Consider the following 20,004-nt stretch of genomic DNA (forward strand, 5'->3'; position numbering starts at 1 on the left):
CTGCGGAAGGGGTTTCCACAAAGGCAGGGATGCACCTCGATGACCGAAACGCTAAGAGTGCACGATTGCGCCCGCGATCTCAGACGGGCGAACGGGTCATGCTTGTCCCTCGGGTGGCCCATCGGAGCCTTCCCCGGCTTGCGCCACCCGGGGATCGTGCTCTCAGTTCACGATGTGCGGGAAGAGGTCGGTGAAGGGTCCCGCGGTGGCCGCGAGGCCCCTGCCGAACGGTGCGTCGAAGTCCCAGATCAGGAAGAGCAGAAAGGCGATCAGCGCACTGAAGAGTCCGGCCAGCAGCAACTCGCGGAAGGTCCGGCGGATCTGGAGCGTGAAGATCAGGCCAACGGTCACCAGTGCGCCGGAGATGAGTCCGAACCACACCACACCGGGCATCGTCGCCTCCGCGCCCTGCCCCCGGGCACCTCGCGCGTCGTCGGCCGCCGCGACCTGATCGACCAGTGGCTGGTACGCCTGCCCCTCGTGGTCCGTCTTCGGCACATAGTGCGTCACGTCCCGGCGCACCCGCTCGAGCAGTCTGGTGCCCTGGTCGGTGAGCTGTCCCTTCTCGACCATGTGGTCCCACTCGGTGTTCACGGCATAGCTGACATAGGCGTCGACGTCGTCACGGATACGGGCGCGGACCTCGGCCGGATAGACCTCTGCCCGTGCGCTCACCTCGTGCAGCGCCTGCGCTTCGTGGCGCACCGACTCCTGGGCCGCGCTGCGAGCCTCCCAGACGCCCGCGATGGCCAGGCCCAGCACGATCGCGTACACCACGCCGATCATCATCGTCATGTACTCGATGACGCTGGGGGTCTCCGACGGGTCGTCGTCCTCGCCGACCCGCCGGTGGTTGATGACGGTGATGGTGAGGACGACGGCGCACGCCGCGGCCATCGCGATCGACAGTACGACCCATTCCGACAAGGAAACCTCCGGGAACTAGCGGGATCGGGGGCGCAGAAAGGCCGCGGCGAGCACGGCCGGGGCGGTGACCAGGAGCGTGAGCGAGACCAGTGACGGACCGTCCCGCGGCTCCTCGCGCTGAGGTCTGCGGTAGTGGGGGAGCGCGACCGGGGTCGGTGGCGCGGGGGCCGGCCGGGCCTTGACCGGGGCGGGCGGCGGCGGTGCCGGTGGAGGCGGCGGCGCGGGCGCCGGCTCGATCCGCGGGGGCGCGGGCGGCTCGGGCGGTGGGGGCGGTGGAGGCGGTGGAGGCGGTGGAGGCGGAGGCGGTGGAGGCGGGGGTTCCGGTGGCGGTGGCGCCGGGGCCGGCGGCGGAGGAGGTGGCTCCGGAACGGGCGATGGCCCCGCCACGCAGTGGGCGCTGCCCGCGACCGCGACGGCGGAACCGGGCCCGCCCGGACCGATCGAGGCATACGAGCAGGAGTCGGCCGCGGCGGGCAGTGGAGCCGTCAGCAGCCAGGCGAGTGCGGCGGCTGAAAGCAGCCGTCCGACGAGCGATCCGTACACGCCGGTGAGCATGATCCACGAAGGTGGCCGGCACGCCCGAACGGGTGGTGATTCGCCTGATGGAGGGGTTGTCGGCGGATCGGGTTTGCGGCCCCGGGGAAATTTTCCGCCGGCCGTTGAACACTCGGTGCCCTCCCGCCCGTACCTAGGGCCATGAACGGGCGCACCCCAGGCGCCACAACAGACACCGGGGATTACGGGAGTTGACATGAACACCTGGCGGAACGCCTCGCTCGCGGTCACCGCGGCGGCCGTACTCGCGCTGACGACGGCGTGCGGTCAGGAAAAGGGAACGGAGACCAACGGCCAGGCGGTGGGCGCGGTCAACCCGGCCGGACAGCCCGCGGCCGACAGCGGCTACGGGGCCGGGTACGGCTCCGGCGCCGACGCCGCCGCCAACCCCAAGACGGCGGGACAGCTCGCCGTCTGGGACAGCAAGAAGCTCGGCAAGGTGCTCACCGACAGCGAGGGGTTCACGCTCTACCGCTTCGACAAGGACACCGCCACTCCGCCGAAGTCGAACTGCAACGGCGACTGCGCGAAGGCCTGGCCCGTGGTGGCCGCCGGTGATGTCACTCCCGCCCCCGGCACGGACACCTCGATGATCGGCGAGGTCACCCGCGCCGACGGCACGAAGCAGCTGACCATCGGCGGCTGGCCGATGTACCGCTATGCGAAGGACACCAAGCCCGGCGACGCCAACGGCCAGGGCGTGGGCGGCACCTGGTTCGCCTCGGCCCCCGACGGCAAGAAGGCCGCGCTCGGCGGAGGCGGTGCGGCGGAGGAGGGCGGCGAAGCCGCCGATCTCGCGGGTCTTTCCGTCCGCAAGGACCCCAAGCTCGGCGAAGTCGTCGTCGACAAGAACGGAATGACCGTCTACCGCTTCATGAAGGACTCGGCCTGGCCGATGAAGACGGCCTGCACCGGGTCCTGCCTGACGAAGTGGCCGGTCGTCGAGCCCGTCGACAAGAACGACACCGAGGGCATCCTCAAGAAGGGCTTCGTCACCTTCGACCGCCCCGACGGCATCAAGCAGCAGACCATCGACTGCTGGCCGATCTACACCTTCTCCGGCGACAAGAAGCCCGGCGACACCAACGGGCAGGGCGTGGGCGGCACCTGGTTCGCCGTATCACCCCAGGGTAAGCCGGTCGGAGCGCCCAAATAGGTCCCCACGCAGCGCCTCCGGCCACCGGCCCGCCGTCACGCCCCCGCGTGCCGGCGGGTCGGCTGTTTGCCGTTGTTCGCCCATGGTCCGAGGGCGCACGTGCCGGTGGCGTGTGACCAAGAACGGATCGTTAATTTCCGTTTCTGCTCGCTCTCTTGGCGGGCGATCAGTAGCCTCGGCTCGAACACCGGCCGCGAAGCAGGCCGTATCCCCCGTGGCGACTTGTTGGAGACATCAATGGAGCGTCCCGCCTGGGCCCCGCCGGGCATCGACATTTCGGTGCCGAGCGTGTCCCGCATTTACGACTACTACCTGGGCGGCTCGCACAACTTCGAGGTCGACCGTGAAGCCGCCCGCAAGGCCATGCAGTTCCTGCCGGGCCTCCCCAAGATCATGCAGGCGAACCGGGCTTTCATGCGCCGAGCCGTACACTACGCCGTCGGTGAGGGAGTCACCCAGTTCCTCGATATAGGTTCGGGCATACCGACGTTCGGCAATGTGCACGAGGTCGCGCAGAAAGCCGAACCGGAGGCCCGCGTGGTGTACGTCGACCACGACCCGGTCGCCGTCGCCCACAGCCAGGCCGTGCTCGACGGCAACGAGCGGGCCGGCATCGTCCAGGCCGACCTGCGCAAACCGGCCGAGATCCTCGGGAGTGCCGAGGCCGGCCGGCTGCTCGACCTCGAACAGCCCGTGGCCCTGCTGCTCGTCGCCGTGCTCCACTTCCTGGAGGACGCCGACGACCCGATGCGCTCCGTCGCCGAACTGAGGGACGCGCTCGCGCCCGGCAGCCTCCTCGTCGTCACCCACGCCTCGTACGAGGGCATTCCGCTCCCCAAGGAGCAGGCGGGCGGCGCCGTCGGCGTCTACCGGGACATCCGCAACCCGCTCGTCATGCGCTCCCGCGAGGAGATCGCGCGCTTCCTCGACGGGTTCGAACTCGTCGACCCGGGGCTGGTGTCGATGCCCGACTGGCGGCCCGACGCCCCGGCCGAGGAGGACCCGTTCGCGTTCTCCGGTTTCGCAGGGGTGGGGCGCAAGGCGTGATGTCGCCGTCGCAGGCAGCGGGTTCCGCGGCGGACCCGGACGATCCGGAGGACAGACTCCGGCGGTTCGCGACGATCTGGAGCCGGGCGATCTTCCCGGTGACGGCCACGTCGCTGACCCGCCCCGAGTTCGAACAGCATCTCCTGCCACTGGCACGGGAGTTGAACGAGGCGCTGCACGCGCGTCCGTTCGACCCCGTCGCCGCCCAGCGGGTCGGAGCCGCCCTCGTCGACGCCCACTGCACGGATCCGGACTCCCTCAGTCGTACGCTCGGCGTCGTCGACGCGTATCTGGTCCTGTACTGCGGGGCCGACCAGGAGCCGGCCGAGGACAGCCGCGCCCGCTGCGCCCGGCTGCAGCACGCCCTCGCCGCCGGCTACGCCCAGGCGCTGCGGGAGCGTACCCTCACCGAGCAGGAGGCCATCGCCCGTTCGGCGCTGGCGGCGCGCAGCGACGCCATGGACGCCCTGCACGCCACCGAGACCCGCTTCCGCGCGGTGTTCGAGGGAGCGGCCATCGGCATCGGCATCGCCGACCTCGACGGCAACGTGCTGGAGGTCAACGACACCCTGACCCGGATGTTCGGCGGGCTGGAGCACCATGTGCGCGGCCGCAAGGTCAACGAGTGGGCACACCCGGAGGACCGGCCGCAGACCTGGAACATGTACGACGAGCTCGTACGCGGCGAACGCGAGCACTACCGGGTGGAGAAGCCGTTCTTCCGCAACGACGGCACGGTGCTGTGGACCAATCTCACCGTCTCGCTGCTGCGGGACGCGGAAGGTCTGCCGCAGTACCAGCTGGCGTTGATGGAGGACACCACCGAGCGGCGGCTGCTCAACCTCCGGCTCCGGTACGAGGCGACGCACGACGCCCTCACCGGTCTGCCCAACCGCACCCTCTTCTTCGAGCGGCTGGAGAAGGCCCTGGCCGCGGCCGACGGGGCGCGCTTCGGACTCTGCTACCTCGATCTCGACGGCTTCAAGGCCATCAACGACAGCCTCGGCCACTCGGCGGGCGACCGGCTGCTCGTCGAGGTCGCCGACCGGCTGCAGAGCTGTGCCACGGCACCCGTCGAGATGGTGGCGAGGCTCGGCGGCGACGAGTTCGTGGCCCTGACCACCGGCCGGGACACCCAGCGCGCGGTCCGTGACCTCGCCACCAGGATCCTCACCGTACTGGCCGCGCCGATCACGCTCGACGGGCGGGAGATCAGGGTCCGCGGCAGCATCGGGATCGTCGAGGGACCCGCGGGCGAGCGGACCTCCGCCGAGGTGCTGCGGAGCGCCGACATCACGATGTACCGGGCCAAGTCGGCGGGCGGCAACCGGTTCGAGCTCGCAGACCCCGAGGCGGACGCCCGCGCGATCACCCGGCACGGGCTGACCACGGCGCTGCCGGCAGCGCTGGAGCGCGGCGAGTTCTTCATCGAGTACCAGCCGTTGGTGCATCTCGGCGACGGCACCGTGTACGGCGCGGAGGCGCTGGTGCGCTGGTCCCATCCGCAGCACGGCGTCCTCGGGCCCGACCACTTCATCCCGCTCGCCGAACACACCGGGCTGATCGTGCCGTTGGGCCGCTGGGTGCTCCAGGAGGCCGTAGGGCAGGCCCGGTTCTGGCACGAGCAGGCGAGCCTCGGCGGGCAGGGGGAGCACGGGGCCGCCGCGCGGCCGCTGCGGATCAACGTCAACCTGTCGCCGACCCAGCTGCACCATCCCGGTCTCGTCGCCGACACGGTCGATGTCCTGGAGCGCTCGGGCCTCGCACCCGGGGCGCTGTGCCTGGAGGTCACCGAGTCGGCGCTGATCGGCGCGGACGAGGATCTGCTCAAGCCGCTGCGGCAACTCGCCGAGATGGGCGTCGACATAGCGCTCGACGACTTCGGCACGGGCTACTCGAACCTCGCCAATCTGCGGCGGCTGCCGGTCAGCGTGCTCAAGCTGGACCGCTCCTTCACCCAGGGCATGCAACGGCATCCGGCGGATCCGGTCGATCTGAAGATCGTCGAGGGGATCGTCTCGCTGGCACACAGCCTGGAACTGGCCGTGACGGTGGAGGGCGTGGAGACCGGCGTGCAGGCGGAGCAGCTCCGTGAACTGGGCTGCGACACGGCCCAGGGCTGGTACTACGCCCGCCCTGGCCCGCCGGACCGCCTTCACACCCTGTCCCTGGCGGACGCGGTGTAGGGGGTGTCCGGTGGGTCTTGCTGGGCTCGCGGCGTCATGCGACTCCGTCTCCGGCGTTGTCGTCGGGCGCCAACTCCCCCGTAGCCCTCCGGGCACGGGAGGTACCCCCACCGCGTTGTCTTCCTCCTCCGCCTTGGATCCGAAGCCGCATGACGCCGCTCACTGATCCGGCCTGACCCACCGGACACCCCCTAGCCCTCCGGGCGTGGGGACGATCGATGCTCCGGCCCCGGGCGGGTCAGCGGCTCGCCCGGCCTGCGTCCGGCCCCCGGCCGTGGCCGGCCCTGGCGGCGCTCGCGTGCGAGCGCGGGGGCCCGAGGGCCGGCCCCGTACGCGTTCGTCAGGCGTCCGGGGCCGGCGTGCGGGTGCGCAGCAGCATCCGCTGGAGTTCGCGTGCCGCGCGCGGGGGCGCGACGTCACTGCGGTGTGCCAGCGCGATCGTGCGCCGCAGCCCCGGCCGCGCCAAGGCCGTCACGCGCAGGTCGCGGCCCGCCCGCGCCGCCACCATGCGCGGTACCACCGCCAGCCCCAGCCCCGCCCGCACGAACCCCAGCACCGCGTCCATCTCACCGCCCTCCACGGTGAAGGCCGGCTCGAACCCCGCCGCCCGGCACGCCGCCACCGTCAGGTCCCGCAGGTCGTACCCGTGGCGGAACATCACCAGCGGCTCGCCTTCCAGGTCCGCGATCCGCACCGGCCGGCGCGGCGCGGGCGCGGCCGCCGACGAGACGACGACCAGGTCCTCCTGAAGCAGTTCCACCGTCGTCAGCGCCGGCGACGGCGTCGGCAGCGGCAGCACCACCAGCGCCAGGTCGAGCGCGCCGCGCGCGAGCTCCCGTACGAGATCGTGCGAGCCGCTCTCCTCGATCAGCAGCTCGATCCCGGGGTGCAGATCATGGAACGCGCGCAGCACGTCGGGCAGCAGCCCCGTGCACACGCTCGGCGTCGCTCCGAGCCTGATCCGCCCGCGCCGCAGCTGCGCCAGCTCCTGCACCTCGTGCCTGGCCGTGTCCGCGTCCGCGAGGATCCGCCGGGCCAGCGGCAGCAGGGTCTCGCCGGCGTCCGTGAGCGCGACATTGCCGCGCGCCCGGCTGAACAGCTCCGCCCCCAGCTCCTTCTCCAGCGCCCTGATCTGCTGCGACAGCGACGGCTGCGAGACGTGCACCCGCTCCGCGGCCTGCGTGAAGTGCAGGGTCTCGGCCACGGCCACGAAGTACACGAGCTGCTGGAACTGCATAGGCACAGCCTATCGATATGAGCCGGACCATGTCTTGGACCTGTCGCCACTACCGGCCCTAGCGTCTGGTCCATGGCTCTGGCAACGCGGACGGACCGACGACCGTCCATGACCCGCACCCTGTGGGGATCGACCGTCGGCAAGAAAACGGTCATGGCCGTGACCGGCCTGATCATGCTCGGCTACCTGGTCGTCCACATGCTGGGCAACCTCAAGATCTTCTTCGGCTCCGACGAATTCAACGGCTACGCCCACTGGCTCCGGACCCTCGGAGAGCCCTTCCTCCACTACGAGTGGGCCCTCTGGATCTTCCGCGTCGTGCTGCTCGCCGCCGTCGTACTGCACGCGGTGTCGGCGTACCAGCTCAGCCGCCGCGACATCAGGGCGCGCCCCGCCGCCTACGTCCACAAGCGGCGCCGCGCGAGCTACGCCACCCGCACCATGCGCTGGGGCGGCATCATCCTCGGGCTGTTCATCGTCTGGCACCTGCTGGACCTGACCACGCTCACCGTCAACGAGAACGCCCAGCACGGCCGGCCGTACGAGAACGTCGTCGCGACCTTCTCCACCCCCTACGGCAACGCCATCTACCTCACCGCGATGCTCGCCCTCGGCCTGCACATCCGCCACGGCTTCTGGAGCGCCGCCCAGACCCTCGGCGCGGGCAACGCACGGCGCGAGCGCGCCCTCAAGACCACCGCCAACGCCCTCGCGCTGGTACTGACGCTGGGTTTCATCGCGGTGCCCGTCGCCGTCATGACCGGAATGGTGAAGTGACATGACCTTCCTGGAGTACGAGACCGGTGCACCGGTCGCCGACACCAAGGCCCCCGAAGGCCCCATCGCCGAGCGCTGGGACCGCCGCCGCTTCGAGGCCAAGCTGGTCAACCCGGCCAACCGCCGCAAGCACACCGTCATCGTCGTCGGCACCGGCCTCGCCGGGGGCTCCGCCGGAGCCACCCTCGCCGAGCAGGGCTACCACGTCGTCCAGTTCTGCTACCAGGACTCACCGCGCCGCGCCCACTCGATCGCCGCCCAGGGCGGCATCAACGCGGCCAAGAACTACCGCAACGACGGCGACTCCGTCCACCGCCTGTTCTACGACACCGTCAAGGGCGGCGACTTCCGCGCCCGCGAGTCCAACGTCCACCGGCTCGCCCAGATCTCCGTGGAGATCATCGACCAGTGCGTCGCCCAGGGCGTGCCCTTCGCCCGCGAGTACGGCGGCCTCCTCGACACCCGCTCCTTCGGCGGTGTCCAGGTCTCCCGGACCTTCTACGCCCGTGGCCAGACGGGCCAGCAGCTGCTCCTCGGCGCCTACCAGGCGCTGTCCCGGCAGATCGCGGCCGGCAACGTCGAGCTGCATCCGCGCACCGAGATGCTCGACCTGATCGTCGTCGACGGGCGGGTCAGGGGCATCGTGGCCCGCGATCTGATCACCGGGAGGATCGACACCTACTTCGCCGACGCGGTGGTCCTGGCCAGCGGCGGCTACGGCAACGTCTTCTACCTGTCGACGAACGCCATGAACTCGAACGCCACCGCCGTCTGGCGGGCCCACCGGCGCGGTGCCTACTTCGCCAACCCCTGCTTCACCCAGATCCACCCCACCTGCATCCCGCGCACCGGCGACCACCAGTCCAAGCTGACGCTGATGAGCGAGTCGCTGCGCAACGACGGACGGATCTGGGTCCCGAAGGCGAAGGGCGACACCCGTCCGGCGAACGAGATCCCGGAGGACGAGCGCGACTACTACCTGGAGCGCATCTACCCCTCCTTCGGCAACCTCGTGCCGCGCGACATCGCCTCGCGGGCGGCGAAGAACGTCTGCGACGAGGGACGGGGAGTCGGCCCCGGCGGCCAGGGCGTCTACCTCGACTTCGCCGACGCCATCCGCCGGATGGGCCGGGCCAAGGTCGAGGAGAAGTACGGCAACCTCTTCGACATGTACGAGCGGATCACCGCGGAGAACCCGTACGAGGTGCCGATGCGGATCTATCCCGCCGTGCACTACACGATGGGCGGACTCTGGGTCGACTACGACCTCCAGACCAACGTCCCCGGCCTCTTCGCGATCGGCGAGGCCAACTTCTCCGACCACGGTGCCAACCGCCTCGGCGCGTCCGCGCTGATGCAGGGACTCGCCGACGGCTACTTCGTCCTCCCGTCGACCATCAACGACTACCTCGCCCGCAGCCCGCACCTGGACGCCCTGGACGCCTCGCACCCCGTGGTGGCCGACGTGCTCGCCGAGACCGAGGACCGGCTCCAGCTGCTCCTCGCCGTCGACGGCGACCGTACGCCCGACTCCTTCCACCGTGAACTCGGCGAGCTGATGTGGGAGTTCTGCGGAATGGCCCGCACCGAGGAGGGGCTGCGCAAGGCCCTGGACCGGATCCCGCAGATCCGCGAGGAGTTCTGGCGCCGGATCAAGGTTCCCGGTACCGGCGAGGAGTTCAACCAGTCGCTGGAGAAGGCCAACCGCATCGTCGACTACCTGGAGCTCGCCGAGCTGATGTGTCTCGACGCGCTGAACCGGAGCGAATCCTGCGGCGGCCACTTCCGTGAGGAGTCCCAGACCCCCGACGGCGAGGCGGAGCGGAGGGACGAGGAGTTCTCGTACGCCGCCGCCTGGGAGTTCACCGGCACCGGCGAAGCCCCCGTCCTGCACAAGGAAGACCTCGTCTTCGAGTACGTCCACCCCACCCAGCGGAGCTACGCATGAAGCTCAGACTGCGCGTCTGGCGCCAGCAGAACGCCGACACCCCCGGTGCCATGGCCACCTACGAGGTGGACGGGATCTCGCAGGACATGTCGTTCCTGGAGATGCTCGACACCCTCAACGAGGAACTCATCCTGCGCGGTGAGGACCCCGTCGCCTTCGACCACGACTGCCGCGAGGGCATCTGCGGTGCCTGCTCGCTCGTCATCAACGGCGACGCGCACGGCCCCGAGCGCACCACCACCTGCCAGCTCCACATGCGGTCGTTCCAGGACGGTGACACGATCGACGTCGAGCCGTGGCGTGCCTCCGCCTTCCCGGTGGTGAAGGACCTGGTCGTGGACCGCTCGGCCTTCGACCGGATCATCCAGGCCGGCGGCTACATCTCGGTGCCGACCGGCGCCGCCCCCGAGGCCCACGCGACCCCGGTCCCCAAGGCCGACGCCGACACCGCCTTCGAACACGCCGAGTGCATCGGCTGCGGCGCGTGCGTCGCGGCCTGCCCCAACGGCTCGGCGATGCTCTTCACCTCGGCGAAGATCAACCACCTCAACGTGCTGCCGCAGGGCGCCCCCGAGCGCGAGACCCGGGTGCTCGACATGGTCGCGGCCATGGACGAGGAGGGCTTCGGCGGCTGCACCCTGACCGGTGAGTGCGCCACCGCGTGCCCCAAGGGCATCCCGCTGCCGTCCATCGCGGCGATGAACCGGGAATGGCTGCGGGCGACGCGCAAGGTCAACCGGTAGGGCCGACGAGGAGCCGGCCGGCCCCCGGACGCCGGAGCCGGCGGGTCTGCGGACGCCGGAGCCGGCGGGTCCGGTCGCCGGGATGTGTCGTCACGTGAACGACCCGTGGCGGCCCGCGCCGTCCGCGAAGCGTTCCGCGCCCTCCTGGGTCTCCCCGGCGGTGAGCGGGACCAGGCCGTGCCGGTACTCGCCGGCCAGCGCGTCCGCTTCGGTCAAGCCGTGCTGTTCGCGTACGGAGAGCCGGTCGTGACGGAGACACAGTTGCGGGAACGCGGCGATCTCCCGGGCGAGTCGCTCGGCGGCCCGGCGGGCGTCGCCGGTCGGCACCAGCCGGTTGGCGAGCCCGATGTCGAGCGCCTCGGCGGCCGGGACGGGCCGGCCGGTGAGAATCATGTCCATGGCGCGGCTCTCGCCGATCAGCCGCGGCAGTCTCACCGTGCCGCCGTCGATCAGCGGTACGCCCCAGCGCCGGCAGAACACCCCGAAGACCGCGTCCTGTTCGGCGACCCGCAGATCGCACCAGAGCGCGAGTTCCAGTCCGCCGGCCACCGCATGCCCGGAGACCGCGGCGATGACGGGCTTGGTCAGCCGCATCCGGGTGGGACCCATCGGCCCGTCGCCGTCGGCGGTGACCTTGTTTCCGCGCTCGGTGCCGATGCCCTTGAGGTCGGCGCCCGCGCAGAACGTACCGCCCTCGCCCCACAGCACCGCGACCGCCGCCTCCTCGTCCGCCTCGAAGCGGCGGAACGCGTCCGCGAGCAGGGCGGCCGTCGGGCCGTCGACCGCGTTGCGCACCTCGGGGCGGCTGAGGACCACCGTGAGCACGGGGCCGTCACGTTCGGTCCGTACGGCTGGACTGTCGTCGTTCATCGTTCGCCCTCCTCGGTGACCGGCCTGGCACGGGACATGGTCGCGCGACCAGGCGGCCGACGCTGCCCTTGGCATATGTTCAGGCCAGATTCTCCCTGTGACGCCCGGCACGCACGACACGCACATTGTGAAGATCTTTCACGTGATCGTCACATTCGGGCCCGGACTTCACGTTCGGAGGTCCGGGGGAGTGCGCGGACCGCAAGATCGGCCTTGTTCAACTCTGCACTGTGTGTGGCGACATGTCCGTATGGCGGCCAACCCGTTCCCGGCGATTTCTGCCCATTGCCGACCGGGCGGTAGGCATGGCGACGGCGGTACCGACCGACCAGCGGAACCGCCGTACGACCACATCCACTTGGGGGTAACGCATGTCCGGAATCACCCGCCGCCAGGCCCTGGGCGCGGCCGCCGGTGCCGCCACGGGCCTCGCCGTCGCCGGTGCCGCCTACGGCGGCGCGGCACAGGCCGCGGCCGATCCGCAGAACGAGCCCGGTACGCCCGGCTCCTTCGACGAGGTCTACAAGGGCCGCCGTATACAGGGTGGGCCGTCGCACGACGGCGGCCACGGAGGCGGTCATGGGGGCGGCAACGGAGGCGGCGGCGACCACGGAGGCCACGGCGGCGGCTACACCGTCCGCATAGACGGCCAGGAGCTCCACGTCATGCGCAACGCGGACGGCACCTGGATCAGCGTGATCAACCACTACGAGCCGCAGGCCACGCCACGCGCCCTGGCCCGCGCCGCCGTCACCGAACTCCAGGGCGCCGCCCTCGTCCCGCTCGCCCTCGTCTGATCCGGAGCACCACCGCCATGACCATACGCAAGAACCAGGCCCAGCTCAGCGCCGACGAGAAGCGACGCTTCGTCAACGCCCTCCTCGCCCTCAAGCGCAACGGGCAGTACGACACCTTCGTCACCACCCACAACGCCTTCATCATGAGCGACACGGACACCAGCGACCGCGTGGGCCACCGCTCGCCGTCGTTCCTGCCGTGGCACCGCAGATTCCTCATCCAGTTCGAGCAGGCCCTGCAGTCCGTGGACCCGACCGTGGCACTCCCGTACTGGGACTGGACCGCCGACCGCACCACCGCCTCCTCGCTCTGGGCCGCCGACTTCCTCGGTGGCACCGGCCGCGCCCGGGACGGACAGGTCATGGACGGCCCCTTCGCGGCCGCCTCAGGAGGCTGGAACATCAACGTCCGCGTCGACGGCCGCGGTTACCTCCGGCGCGCCCTCGGCTCCGGCGGGCGGCAGCTCCCGACGAAGGCCGAGACCGACTCCGTCCTCGCCATGTCCACCTACGACGCACCGCCGTGGAACAGCGCCTCGGACGGCTTCCGCAACCACCTCGAAGGGTGGCGCGGGGTCAATCTGCACAACCGTGTGCACGTCTGGGTCGGCGGCCAGATGGCGACCGGAGTCTCCCCGAACGACCCGGTGTTCTGGCTCCACCACGCGTTCATCGACAAGCTCTGGGCCCAGTGGCAGCAGCGCCACCCCGCCTCCCCGTACCTCCCGGCCGCCGGCACACCCGACGTCGTGGACCTGCGCGACACCATGCGCCCGTGGAACGACGTGACACCGGCGGACATGCTGGACCACACGCCGCACTACACGTACGACACGGCCGCCTGACCCACCACGGGACCCGCGCCGTCAGGTCGTGCGTGTCGCGCGGCCGAGCGTCGTGGCGAGATACGGCGCGGTGCGGCTCCCCGCCGCCCGCGCCACCTCCGCCGGGGTGCCCTCCGCCACGATCCGGCCGCCCTCGTCCCCGCCGCCCGGGCCCAGGTCCAGCACCCAGTCGGCGTCCACCACCACGTCCATGTCGTGCTCGACGACCACCACCGAGTGCCCGGCGTCGACCAGATCGTGCAGCCGGCGCATCAGCACCTCCACGTCCGCCGGATGCAGTCCGGTGGTCGGTTCGTCCAGGACGTACAGCGTGTGGCCCCGGTGCTGCCGCTGCAGCTCGGTGGCGAGCTTGATGCGCTGCGCCTCGCCGCCGGACAGTTCGGTCGCCGGCTGGCCGAGCCGCAGATAGCCGAGGCCGACGTCCAGCAGTGCCCCGAGGCTCCGCAGCGCCGCCGGGGTGCCGGCGAAGACCTCCGCCGCGGCCTCCACGGTCAGATCGAGCACCTCGGCGACGGTCAGCCCGCCGTGCCGCACTTCGAGGGTCTCCGGGTTGTAGCGGGCCCCGTGGCACTCCGGGCACGGCGCGTACGTACTGGGCAGGAAGAGGAGTTCCACGGACACGAAACCCTCGCCCTGGCAGGTCTCGCACCGACCGCCGGCCACGTTGAAGGAGAACCGCCCGGCCCGGTAGCCGCGTGCCCGGGCCTCGTCGGTGGCGGAGAAGAGCTTGCGTACGACGTCGAAGAGCCCCGTGTACGTGGCGAGATTGGACCGGGGCGTGCGGCCGATCGGCTTCTGGTCCACGGTCACCAGCCGTTCCACGCCCGGTAGTTCCTCCGTGATGGCGCCGACCAGCGTCGACTTCCCCGAGCCCGACACACCGGTGACCGCCGTGAACACACCGAGCGGCAGCCGCGCCGTGAGACCGCGCAGATTGTGCCGGGTGACCGGCCCGAGGACGAGGTGCCCGGACGGCTCGCGCACCGCCCGCCGCGGCCCCGCGCCCGCCTCGAAGAGGAAGCGGCGCGTCGCCGACTCCGCCACCTCGGCGAGCCCCTCGGGGGGCCCGCTGTGCAGCACCCGGCCGCCGTGCTCACCGGCCCGCGGCCCCACGTCGACCAGCCAGTCCGCGTGCCGCACCACCTCCAGATGGTGCTCGACCACGAAGACCGTGTTGCCGCTCGCCTTGAGCCGGTCCAGAACGACGATCAGCGCATCCGTGTCCGCCGGGTGCAGCCCGGCCGACGGCTCGTCGAGCACGTACACGACACCGAAGAGCCCGGACCGCAGCTGGGTCGCCAGCCGCAGCCGCTGAAGCTCCCCGCTGGAGAGCGTCGGCGCCGCGCGGTCCAGACTCAGATAGCCGAGACCCAGTTCGGTCACCGTGGCGATCCGGGCCAGCAGATCCGCGGTCAGCACCCGCGCCGGCTCGTCACCGGGGCCCTCGTGCAGCACCCGGGCCAGCTCGGTCAGCGGCAGTGTCGCCAGCTCGGCGATCGTCCGCCCCGCGTAGGTCACCGCGAGCGCCTCCGGCCGCAGCCTGCTGCCCCCGCACACCGGGCACGGCTCGGCCGTCAGGAAACGCTCGGCCTTCGTGCGCAGGGTCCGGCTCTTGGAATCGGCGAAGGTGTGCAGCACATAGCGCCGGGCGCTCATGTACGTACCCTGGTACGGCCGCTGGATACGGCCCGCCTCGCGGACCGGATGCACCGTCACCACCGGCTGCTCGTCGGTGAACAGGATCCAGTCGCGGTCCTTCTGCTCCAGCTCGCGCCACGGCCGCTCGATGTCGTACCCGAGGGCGTCCAGGACGTCGCGCAGGTTCTTGCCCTGCCAGGCCCCCGGCCACGCGGCGATCGCTCCCTGCCGGACCGACAGCGCGGGATCCGGCACCAGCAGCTCTTCGGTGGTGCGGTGGATCCGCCCGAGACCGTGGCACTCGGGGCAGGCCCCGGCCGCCGTGTTGGGCGAGAACGCGTCGGAGTCGAGCCGCTCGGCGCCCTCCGGGTACGCGCCGGCCCGCGAGAACAGCATCCGCAGCGAGTTCGAGAGCGTCGTGACCGTGCCGACGGAGGAGCGCGACGTGGGGGAGGAGCGGCGCTGCTCCAGGGAGACGGCCGGCGGCAGCCCGGTGATCTCGCCGACCTTCGGTACGCCCACCTGGTGGATGAGCCGGCGCGCGTAGGGGGCGACGGACTCGAAGTAGCGCCGCTGGGCCTCGGCGTAGATCGTGCCGAAGGCGAGCGAGGACTTGCCCGACCCGGAGACGCCGGTGAAGACGGTGAGGGCGTCCCGGGGAATGTCGACGTCGACGTTCCTGAGGTTGTGCTCGCGGGCGGCGCGGACGCGGATGTAGGGATCGTGGGGGCCTTGCATACCGCGGATTCTAGGCAGCGGCCGGGACATCCGCGCTGGTCAGCCCCGCGAGCAGGGCGAGACGGCGGAACGAGTCCAGCAGTGCGGCGCGGTCGTACGTACTCGTCGTCACCAGCACCTCGTCCGCGCCGGTGTCGCTGATCACCGCCTCCAGCGCCTCCTTGACCTGCTCCTGCGTGCCGTGGATCGGGCCGCGCAGCCCCGACTCGTAGAACTCCCGCTCCTTCGCGGTCATCGCCGCGGCCTCGATCCGCCCGGCCGGCGCGAGCGGCGGGAACGTGCCGTGCGTGCGGGAGTACGCCATCGCCCACGCCTCCGGCACCAGCAGCCGCCTCGCCTCCTCCTCGCTGCCCGCGACCGCGACGGTGCCCGCCACGACGACGTACGGCTCGTCCGCCCACACGGAGGGGCGGAACTCCGCGCGATACCGTTCGACGGCCGCCGACAGCCGGTCCCGGCCCTTCAGGTCGCCGATCACCAGGGGCACCCCGGCGGCCGCGGCGATCCCGGCGCCCTCACCGGTGGCCAGCACGAACGGGGGCACCCGCAGCCCTTCGGAGGGATGGGCGTGCACCTGCGGATGCGCTCGCCGTGTGCCCCGCGGTCCCCGTGATCCCTCGAACCACCCCAGCAGCTCGCTCAGCTGCCCCGCGAAGTCCTCGGCGTCGTCCTTCTCGCGCCCGAGCGCCCTGCGGACGCCGCCCGTGAACCCCACCGAGCGGCCGAGGCCCATGTCGATCCGGCCCGGGAAGAGCGACTCCAGTACGCCGAACTGCTCGGCCACCACCAGGGTTTGGTGGTTGGGCAGCATCACCCCGCCCGTCCCGACCCGGATCGTGGACGTCGCGGCGGCCACCGCGGCCGCCAGCACCGTCGGCGCCGAACCGGCCACGCCCGGCACCCCGTGGTGCTCGGCCACCCAGAAGCGGTGGAAGCCCAGCTCCTCCACCTGCTGTGCGAGCCGGACGGTGCCGCGGAGCGCCTGAGGGGCGTCCTGGCCCTCACGGGTGCGGGAGCGGTCCAGTACGGAGAACCGGGTCGAAGCGATCACTGAGCTCATACACCGTTCAACAGGTGGGGGCCATGATGATTCCCGCAGGCCCTACGCTTGGGGCGCGTGACGCAAGCGACGACGCAGACGGGCCGCGAGCCCGGCCGTGAGACAGGCCGGGGCAGCAGGCCGCTGGCCGTGTTCGACCTGGACGGCACCCTCGCGGGGAACGGCCACCGCCAGCACTTCCTGGAGCGCAGGCCGCGCGACTGGGCGGGGTTCTTCGCCGCCGCACCCGACGACACACCGCTCGCCGAGGGCCTGCGGATCGTGGCCGAGGCGACGGTGGAGTGCGAAGTCGTGTACCTGACCGGTCGGCCGGAGCGCTGCCGGGCGGACACCGTGGCGTGGCTGGAACGGCACGGCCTGCCGACGGGCCGCATCTGGATGCGCCGCAACGACGACCGCCGCCCCGCCCGGACGACCAAGCTGGACACGTTGCGGCGCCTCGCCCGCAGCCGCGAGATCCGCATGCTCGTGGACGACGACGAACTCGTCTGCGACGCCGCCGAACGTGCGGGCTTCCGCGTGGTGCGGGCCCGCTGGGCCGAGGCGTAGCGCCTCAGGCCCGCGGACGCGGGTGCTCACGCTCCCGGACGCGGATGCCTCACGCTCCCGGACGTGGATGCCTCACGCCCTTGGATGCGTCTGCCCTACGCCCTCTCGGACGCGGGTGCCTCAGACGTCGCCCTCTGCGTCCTCGAGGCGGAAACCGACCTTCAGGCCGACCTGGTAGTGCTCGATCTCGCCGTCCGCGATGTTGCCGCGCACCTGCGTCACCTCGAACCAGTCGAGGCTCCTCAGCGTCTGCTTGGCGCGGGCGATGCCGTTGCGGATGGCCTGGTCGACGCCCTCGTGCGAGGTGCCGACGATCTCAGTGACCCGGTAGGTGTGGTGGGACATGGGATCGCATTCCTCTCGGCCGTGTCAGTGGTTCCCCTCCACGTTGCCCCACCACGCCGAGGCGCGCGAGGCGTCGGCCACCGGCCGCCCGCCGTCGTCCCGGCCCACGGCCAGCCGCGACACGATGCGGTAGCGGTCGCCCCGGTACAGCGAGCGGACGTACTCCACGGGCCGGTCCGAGGCGTCGACGGTGACGCGGTCGAACAGCAGCGCGGGAGAGAGCACCGGCACGTCGAGCAGCCGCGCCTCGTCCTCGCCGAGCACGGTCGGCTCGATCGACTGCGTGGCGTGCGCCAGGCGGATCCCGAGGCGCTCGCGCAGATGGGCGTAGAACCCGCCCTCCATCTGCTCCGGCGACAGGCCCGGGACCAGGTCCGCCGGGATGTGCAGGTGCTCGAGGGCGATCGGCGCCCCGTCGACGAGCCGCAGCCGTGCCACGTACACCAGGGCGGTGGCGGAAGAGACCCGGAGCCTGCGCCCGACGCGGGCGCCGGCCCGGACGTCGCGCAGCTCCAGGACCCGGCTGGTCCACGCACCCGGAGCCCGCGGGGCCGTCCCCGGACGGTCCTCGGCGACGAGCTCCTGGGTGATCTTGGCGGGGGCGACGAACATCCCGCGCCCGTGCTCGCGCACGAGCCGGCCGGTGGCGACCAGGCTGGACCGAGACCGGCGAGGACCTCCCCGCCGGCTTCACCGTCCTGACCTGGCGCGACGCGGCCCACGGTCTCACCGCCGCACGCCGCGGCCACGACGTGATCATGGCGCCGTACCGCTGACCTATCTCGACTACCCGCAGTCCGACGACCCCGGCGAACCGCCCGGCCAGCCCGGCGGGATCGTCGACCTGCGCACCGTCCACGGGACCGAACCCGCCCCCGCCGACTGGGAACCCGAGGCCGCCGCCCGCGTCCTCGGCACCCAGGCCCAGCTGTGGACCGAGTACGTGCCCACGCCCGCGCACGCCGAGTACCTGTCCTTCCCCCGGCTGTGCGCCCTCGCCGAGAACGCCTGGTCCGGCCGCCGCGACTGGCCCGGCTTCCAGGAGCGGCTGCACCACCACCGCGTCCGGCTCGACACCCTCGGTGTGCCGCGCCGGCCCCCCACCATCGCCTCAGGAGAGGACAGCTCATGAACGTCAGACGCACCCGGATACGCGCGGCCCTCGCCGCCGCCCTCGTCGCCGGCGTCGGCTGCGCCACGCTCACCGCGGTGCCCGCGGCGGCAGGCGGTGAGCAGGTCAAGGTCCAGTACCGGCAGAGCTCCACCGGCGGCGACCAGGCCGAGCCCTGGTTCAAGGTGGTCAACACCGGCTCCGCCTCCGTTCCGCTGGGCCAGGTCAAGCTCCGCTACTACTTCAAGGCCGAGGCCGGCGCCTCGTACACCTACGCCTGTTCCTGGGCGGTGAAGGGCTGCGCCAACATCACCGGCACCTTCGGGACGCTCGCCAACCCGACCGCCACCGCCGACCGTTATCTGGAGATCGGCTTCACCGCGGGCGCAGGCAGCCTCGCCCCCGGCGCCGACACCGGCGACATGCAGCTGCGCTTCCACCGCTCCAACTGGCAGTCCCTCGTCCAGAGCGACGACTACTCCTTCGGGCCCACCCAGACCGCGTACGGGGACTGGACGAAGGTCACCGCGACCGTCGGCGGCAGCCTGGTCTGGGGCACGGCACCCGCGGGCAACGCCCCCGACCCCGATCCGACCGACCCGACCGACCCGCCGCCCACCGGCGGCGCGGCCCTCTTCGACGACTTCGCCGACACCTCGCACACCGACCCGGCGATCAGCGCCCACGGCTGGAGCGTACGGTCCAACTCCGGCGGCCCCGGGGTGCCCGGCGCCACCTGGGCCCCCGAGAACGTCACCTTCGCCCTGGAGGGACCAACTCGGTCATGAACCTGGAGACGTCCACGGCGGGTGCGGCCCAGTCGACGGAGATGACCGAAGTCCTCACCCGCGCCACGAAGTTCAAGAACGGCACGTACCCGGCGCGCGTCAAGTTCTCCGACACGCCCAAGAACGGCGGCCCGGACGGCGACCGCCTCGTCCAGACGTTCTTCACCATCAACGACCTCAAGGCGCCGATGGCGGACGACTACGCCGAGTACGACTTCGAGTACCTGCCCAACGGCGGCTGGGGCGAGCCGTCCAGCATCCTCTACTCCACCTCGTGGGAGACCTACCGGGCCGACCCCTGGGAGGCCGTCAACCAGCACTCCGAGGTCCGGGCGAGCTACGCCGGCTGGCACGACCTGGTCTTCACCATCGACAACAACGGCATCGTCTACTACGTCGACGGGCAGGAGTTCGGCCGGCACACGTACCTGCCCGAGCGGCCGATGTCGATCGACTTCAACCACTGGCTGATCGACCTGGCGGGACAGCCGAGCACCACACCGCGCGCCTACGACCAGAAGGTCGACTACGTGCTGCACGTGAAGGACCAGGTGCTCACCCCGGCGCAGGTGGCGGCCAAGGTCGCCGCCTATCGGTCGGCCGGCACGGCCTTCGAGGACACGGTGCCCGCGAGCCAGTGACCGGGTGCCCCGGGCCGGGCGGGCGAGGTGTCCCCTTGCCCGCCCG

General features: G+C 71.5%; 15 protein-coding genes and 3 pseudogenes. 11 read left to right on the forward strand and 7 right to left on the reverse strand.

Translation table 11 applies throughout. The features are described 5' to 3' along the window. Nucleotides 1-162: 162 nt before the first annotated feature. Entirely contained in the window at nucleotides 163-927 is a 765-nt protein-coding gene (locus tag OG766_RS32115) for a bestrophin-like domain (protein WP_266385618.1), read from the reverse strand. A gap of 751 nt (nucleotides 928-1,678) precedes the next feature. Here OG766_RS32115 and OG766_RS32120 point away from each other — a divergent pair. The 3 genes from OG766_RS32120 (at nucleotide 1,679) to OG766_RS32130 (ending at nucleotide 5,871) form a co-directional block, all read left to right on the forward strand. Further along, a complete protein-coding gene (locus tag OG766_RS32120) occupies nucleotides 1,679-2,638 on the forward strand; it encodes an SCO0930 family lipoprotein (RefSeq protein WP_266385616.1) in 960 nt (319 codons plus the stop codon). A gap of 237 nt (nucleotides 2,639-2,875) precedes the next feature. Then, entirely contained in the window at nucleotides 2,876-3,685 is an 810-nt protein-coding gene (locus tag OG766_RS32125) for an SAM-dependent methyltransferase (protein ID WP_266385613.1), read from the forward strand. Further along, on the forward strand, nucleotides 3,685-5,871 hold the full coding sequence (locus tag OG766_RS32130; protein WP_266385609.1) for a putative bifunctional diguanylate cyclase/phosphodiesterase: 2,187 nt from the start codon (nucleotides 3,685-3,687) through the stop codon (nucleotides 5,869-5,871). Before OG766_RS32125 ends, OG766_RS32130 begins: the two co-directional genes overlap by 1 nt. A 340-nt stretch (nucleotides 5,872-6,211) precedes the next feature. Here OG766_RS32130 and OG766_RS32135 read toward each other — a convergent pair whose 3' ends face one another. After that, a complete protein-coding gene (locus OG766_RS32135) occupies nucleotides 6,212-7,108 on the reverse strand; it encodes a LysR family transcriptional regulator (RefSeq protein ID WP_266385606.1) in 897 nt (298 codons plus the stop codon). Nucleotides 7,109-7,180: 72 nt separating this feature from the next. Between OG766_RS32135 and OG766_RS32140 the strand changes: the two genes are divergently transcribed. From OG766_RS32140 to OG766_RS32150, 3 genes are read left to right on the forward strand one after another with little or no spacing between them, the layout of a single operon-like run. Continuing rightward, entirely contained in the window at nucleotides 7,181-7,885 is a 705-nt protein-coding gene (locus tag OG766_RS32140) for a succinate dehydrogenase (RefSeq protein WP_266385603.1), read from the forward strand. Nucleotide 7,886: 1 nt separating this feature from the next. Then, nucleotides 7,887-9,833, forward strand: coding sequence for a fumarate reductase/succinate dehydrogenase flavoprotein subunit (locus tag OG766_RS32145; RefSeq protein WP_328726932.1), 1,947 nt, complete (start codon nucleotides 7,887-7,889; stop codon nucleotides 9,831-9,833). Continuing rightward, nucleotides 9,830-10,576 (forward strand): succinate dehydrogenase/fumarate reductase iron-sulfur subunit, encoded by a 747-nt coding sequence (locus tag OG766_RS32150; RefSeq protein ID WP_266385597.1) that lies wholly within the window; start codon nucleotides 9,830-9,832, stop codon nucleotides 10,574-10,576. The genes OG766_RS32145 and OG766_RS32150 overlap by 4 nt, the downstream gene beginning before the upstream one ends. Nucleotides 10,577-10,666: 90 nt before the next feature. Here the strand turns inward: OG766_RS32150 and OG766_RS32155 are convergent, their stop codons facing one another. Next, nucleotides 10,667-11,446: a crotonase/enoyl-CoA hydratase family protein gene (locus OG766_RS32155; RefSeq protein ID WP_266385594.1), complete on the reverse strand. Its 780-nt coding sequence runs from the start codon at nucleotides 11,444-11,446 to the stop codon at nucleotides 10,667-10,669. A 371-nt stretch (nucleotides 11,447-11,817) separates the two neighbouring features. Between OG766_RS32155 and melC1 the strand changes: the two genes are divergently transcribed. Next, nucleotides 11,818-12,243 carry an apotyrosinase chaperone MelC1 gene (gene melC1 / locus OG766_RS32160; protein WP_266385592.1) on the forward strand — a complete coding sequence of 142 codons (426 nt, stop codon included), beginning with the start codon at nucleotides 11,818-11,820 and terminating at the stop codon, nucleotides 12,241-12,243. A 17-nt stretch (nucleotides 12,244-12,260) separates the two neighbouring features. Beyond that, nucleotides 12,261-13,088, forward strand: a complete 828-nt coding sequence (gene melC2, locus OG766_RS32165; RefSeq protein WP_266385590.1) for a tyrosinase MelC2 — start codon at nucleotides 12,261-12,263, stop codon at nucleotides 13,086-13,088. A 21-nt stretch (nucleotides 13,089-13,109) separates the two neighbouring features. Here the strand turns inward: melC2 and OG766_RS32170 are convergent, their stop codons facing one another. Both OG766_RS32170 and OG766_RS32175 read right to left on the reverse strand, forming a co-directional pair. After that, nucleotides 13,110-15,464, reverse strand: coding sequence for an excinuclease ABC subunit UvrA (locus tag OG766_RS32170; protein ID WP_266385588.1), 2,355 nt, complete (start codon nucleotides 15,462-15,464; stop codon nucleotides 13,110-13,112). A gap of 10 nt (nucleotides 15,465-15,474) precedes the next feature. Next, complete coding sequence (locus OG766_RS32175; RefSeq protein WP_266385585.1) at nucleotides 15,475-16,524, reverse strand: MsnO8 family LLM class oxidoreductase; 1,050 nt, start codon at nucleotides 16,522-16,524, stop codon at nucleotides 15,475-15,477. 57 nt (nucleotides 16,525-16,581) lie between these two features. Here OG766_RS32175 and OG766_RS32180 point away from each other — a divergent pair, with 57 nt between their 5' ends. After that, entirely contained in the window at nucleotides 16,582-17,073 is a 492-nt protein-coding gene (locus OG766_RS32180) for a phosphatase domain-containing protein (RefSeq protein ID WP_266385582.1), read from the forward strand. A 120-nt stretch (nucleotides 17,074-17,193) separates the two neighbouring features. Here the strand turns inward: OG766_RS32180 and OG766_RS32185 are convergent, their stop codons facing one another. Continuing rightward, on the reverse strand, nucleotides 17,194-17,418 hold the full coding sequence (locus OG766_RS32185; RefSeq protein ID WP_266385579.1) for a dodecin: 225 nt from the start codon (nucleotides 17,416-17,418) through the stop codon (nucleotides 17,194-17,196). Between the two features lie 24 nt (nucleotides 17,419-17,442). After that, nucleotides 17,443-18,090: pseudogene (locus OG766_RS32190) on the reverse strand (GntR family transcriptional regulator); the annotation flags it as partial. Here OG766_RS32190 and OG766_RS32195 point away from each other — a divergent pair. Then, nucleotides 18,054-18,550 (forward strand): annotated as a pseudogene (locus OG766_RS32195) (family 20 glycosylhydrolase); the annotation flags it as partial. The pseudogenes OG766_RS32190 and OG766_RS32195 overlap by 37 nt on opposite strands. Next, nucleotides 18,547-19,958 (forward strand): annotated as a pseudogene (locus OG766_RS32200) (cellulose binding domain-containing protein). The pseudogenes OG766_RS32195 and OG766_RS32200, both read left to right, overlap by 4 nt. The last annotated feature ends 46 nt before the right edge of the window (nucleotides 19,959-20,004 follow it).

The sequence above is a fragment of the Streptomyces sp. NBC_00259 genome, assembly GCF_036181745.1.
Lineage (GTDB): Bacteria > Actinomycetota > Actinomycetes > Streptomycetales > Streptomycetaceae > Streptomyces > Streptomyces pratisoli.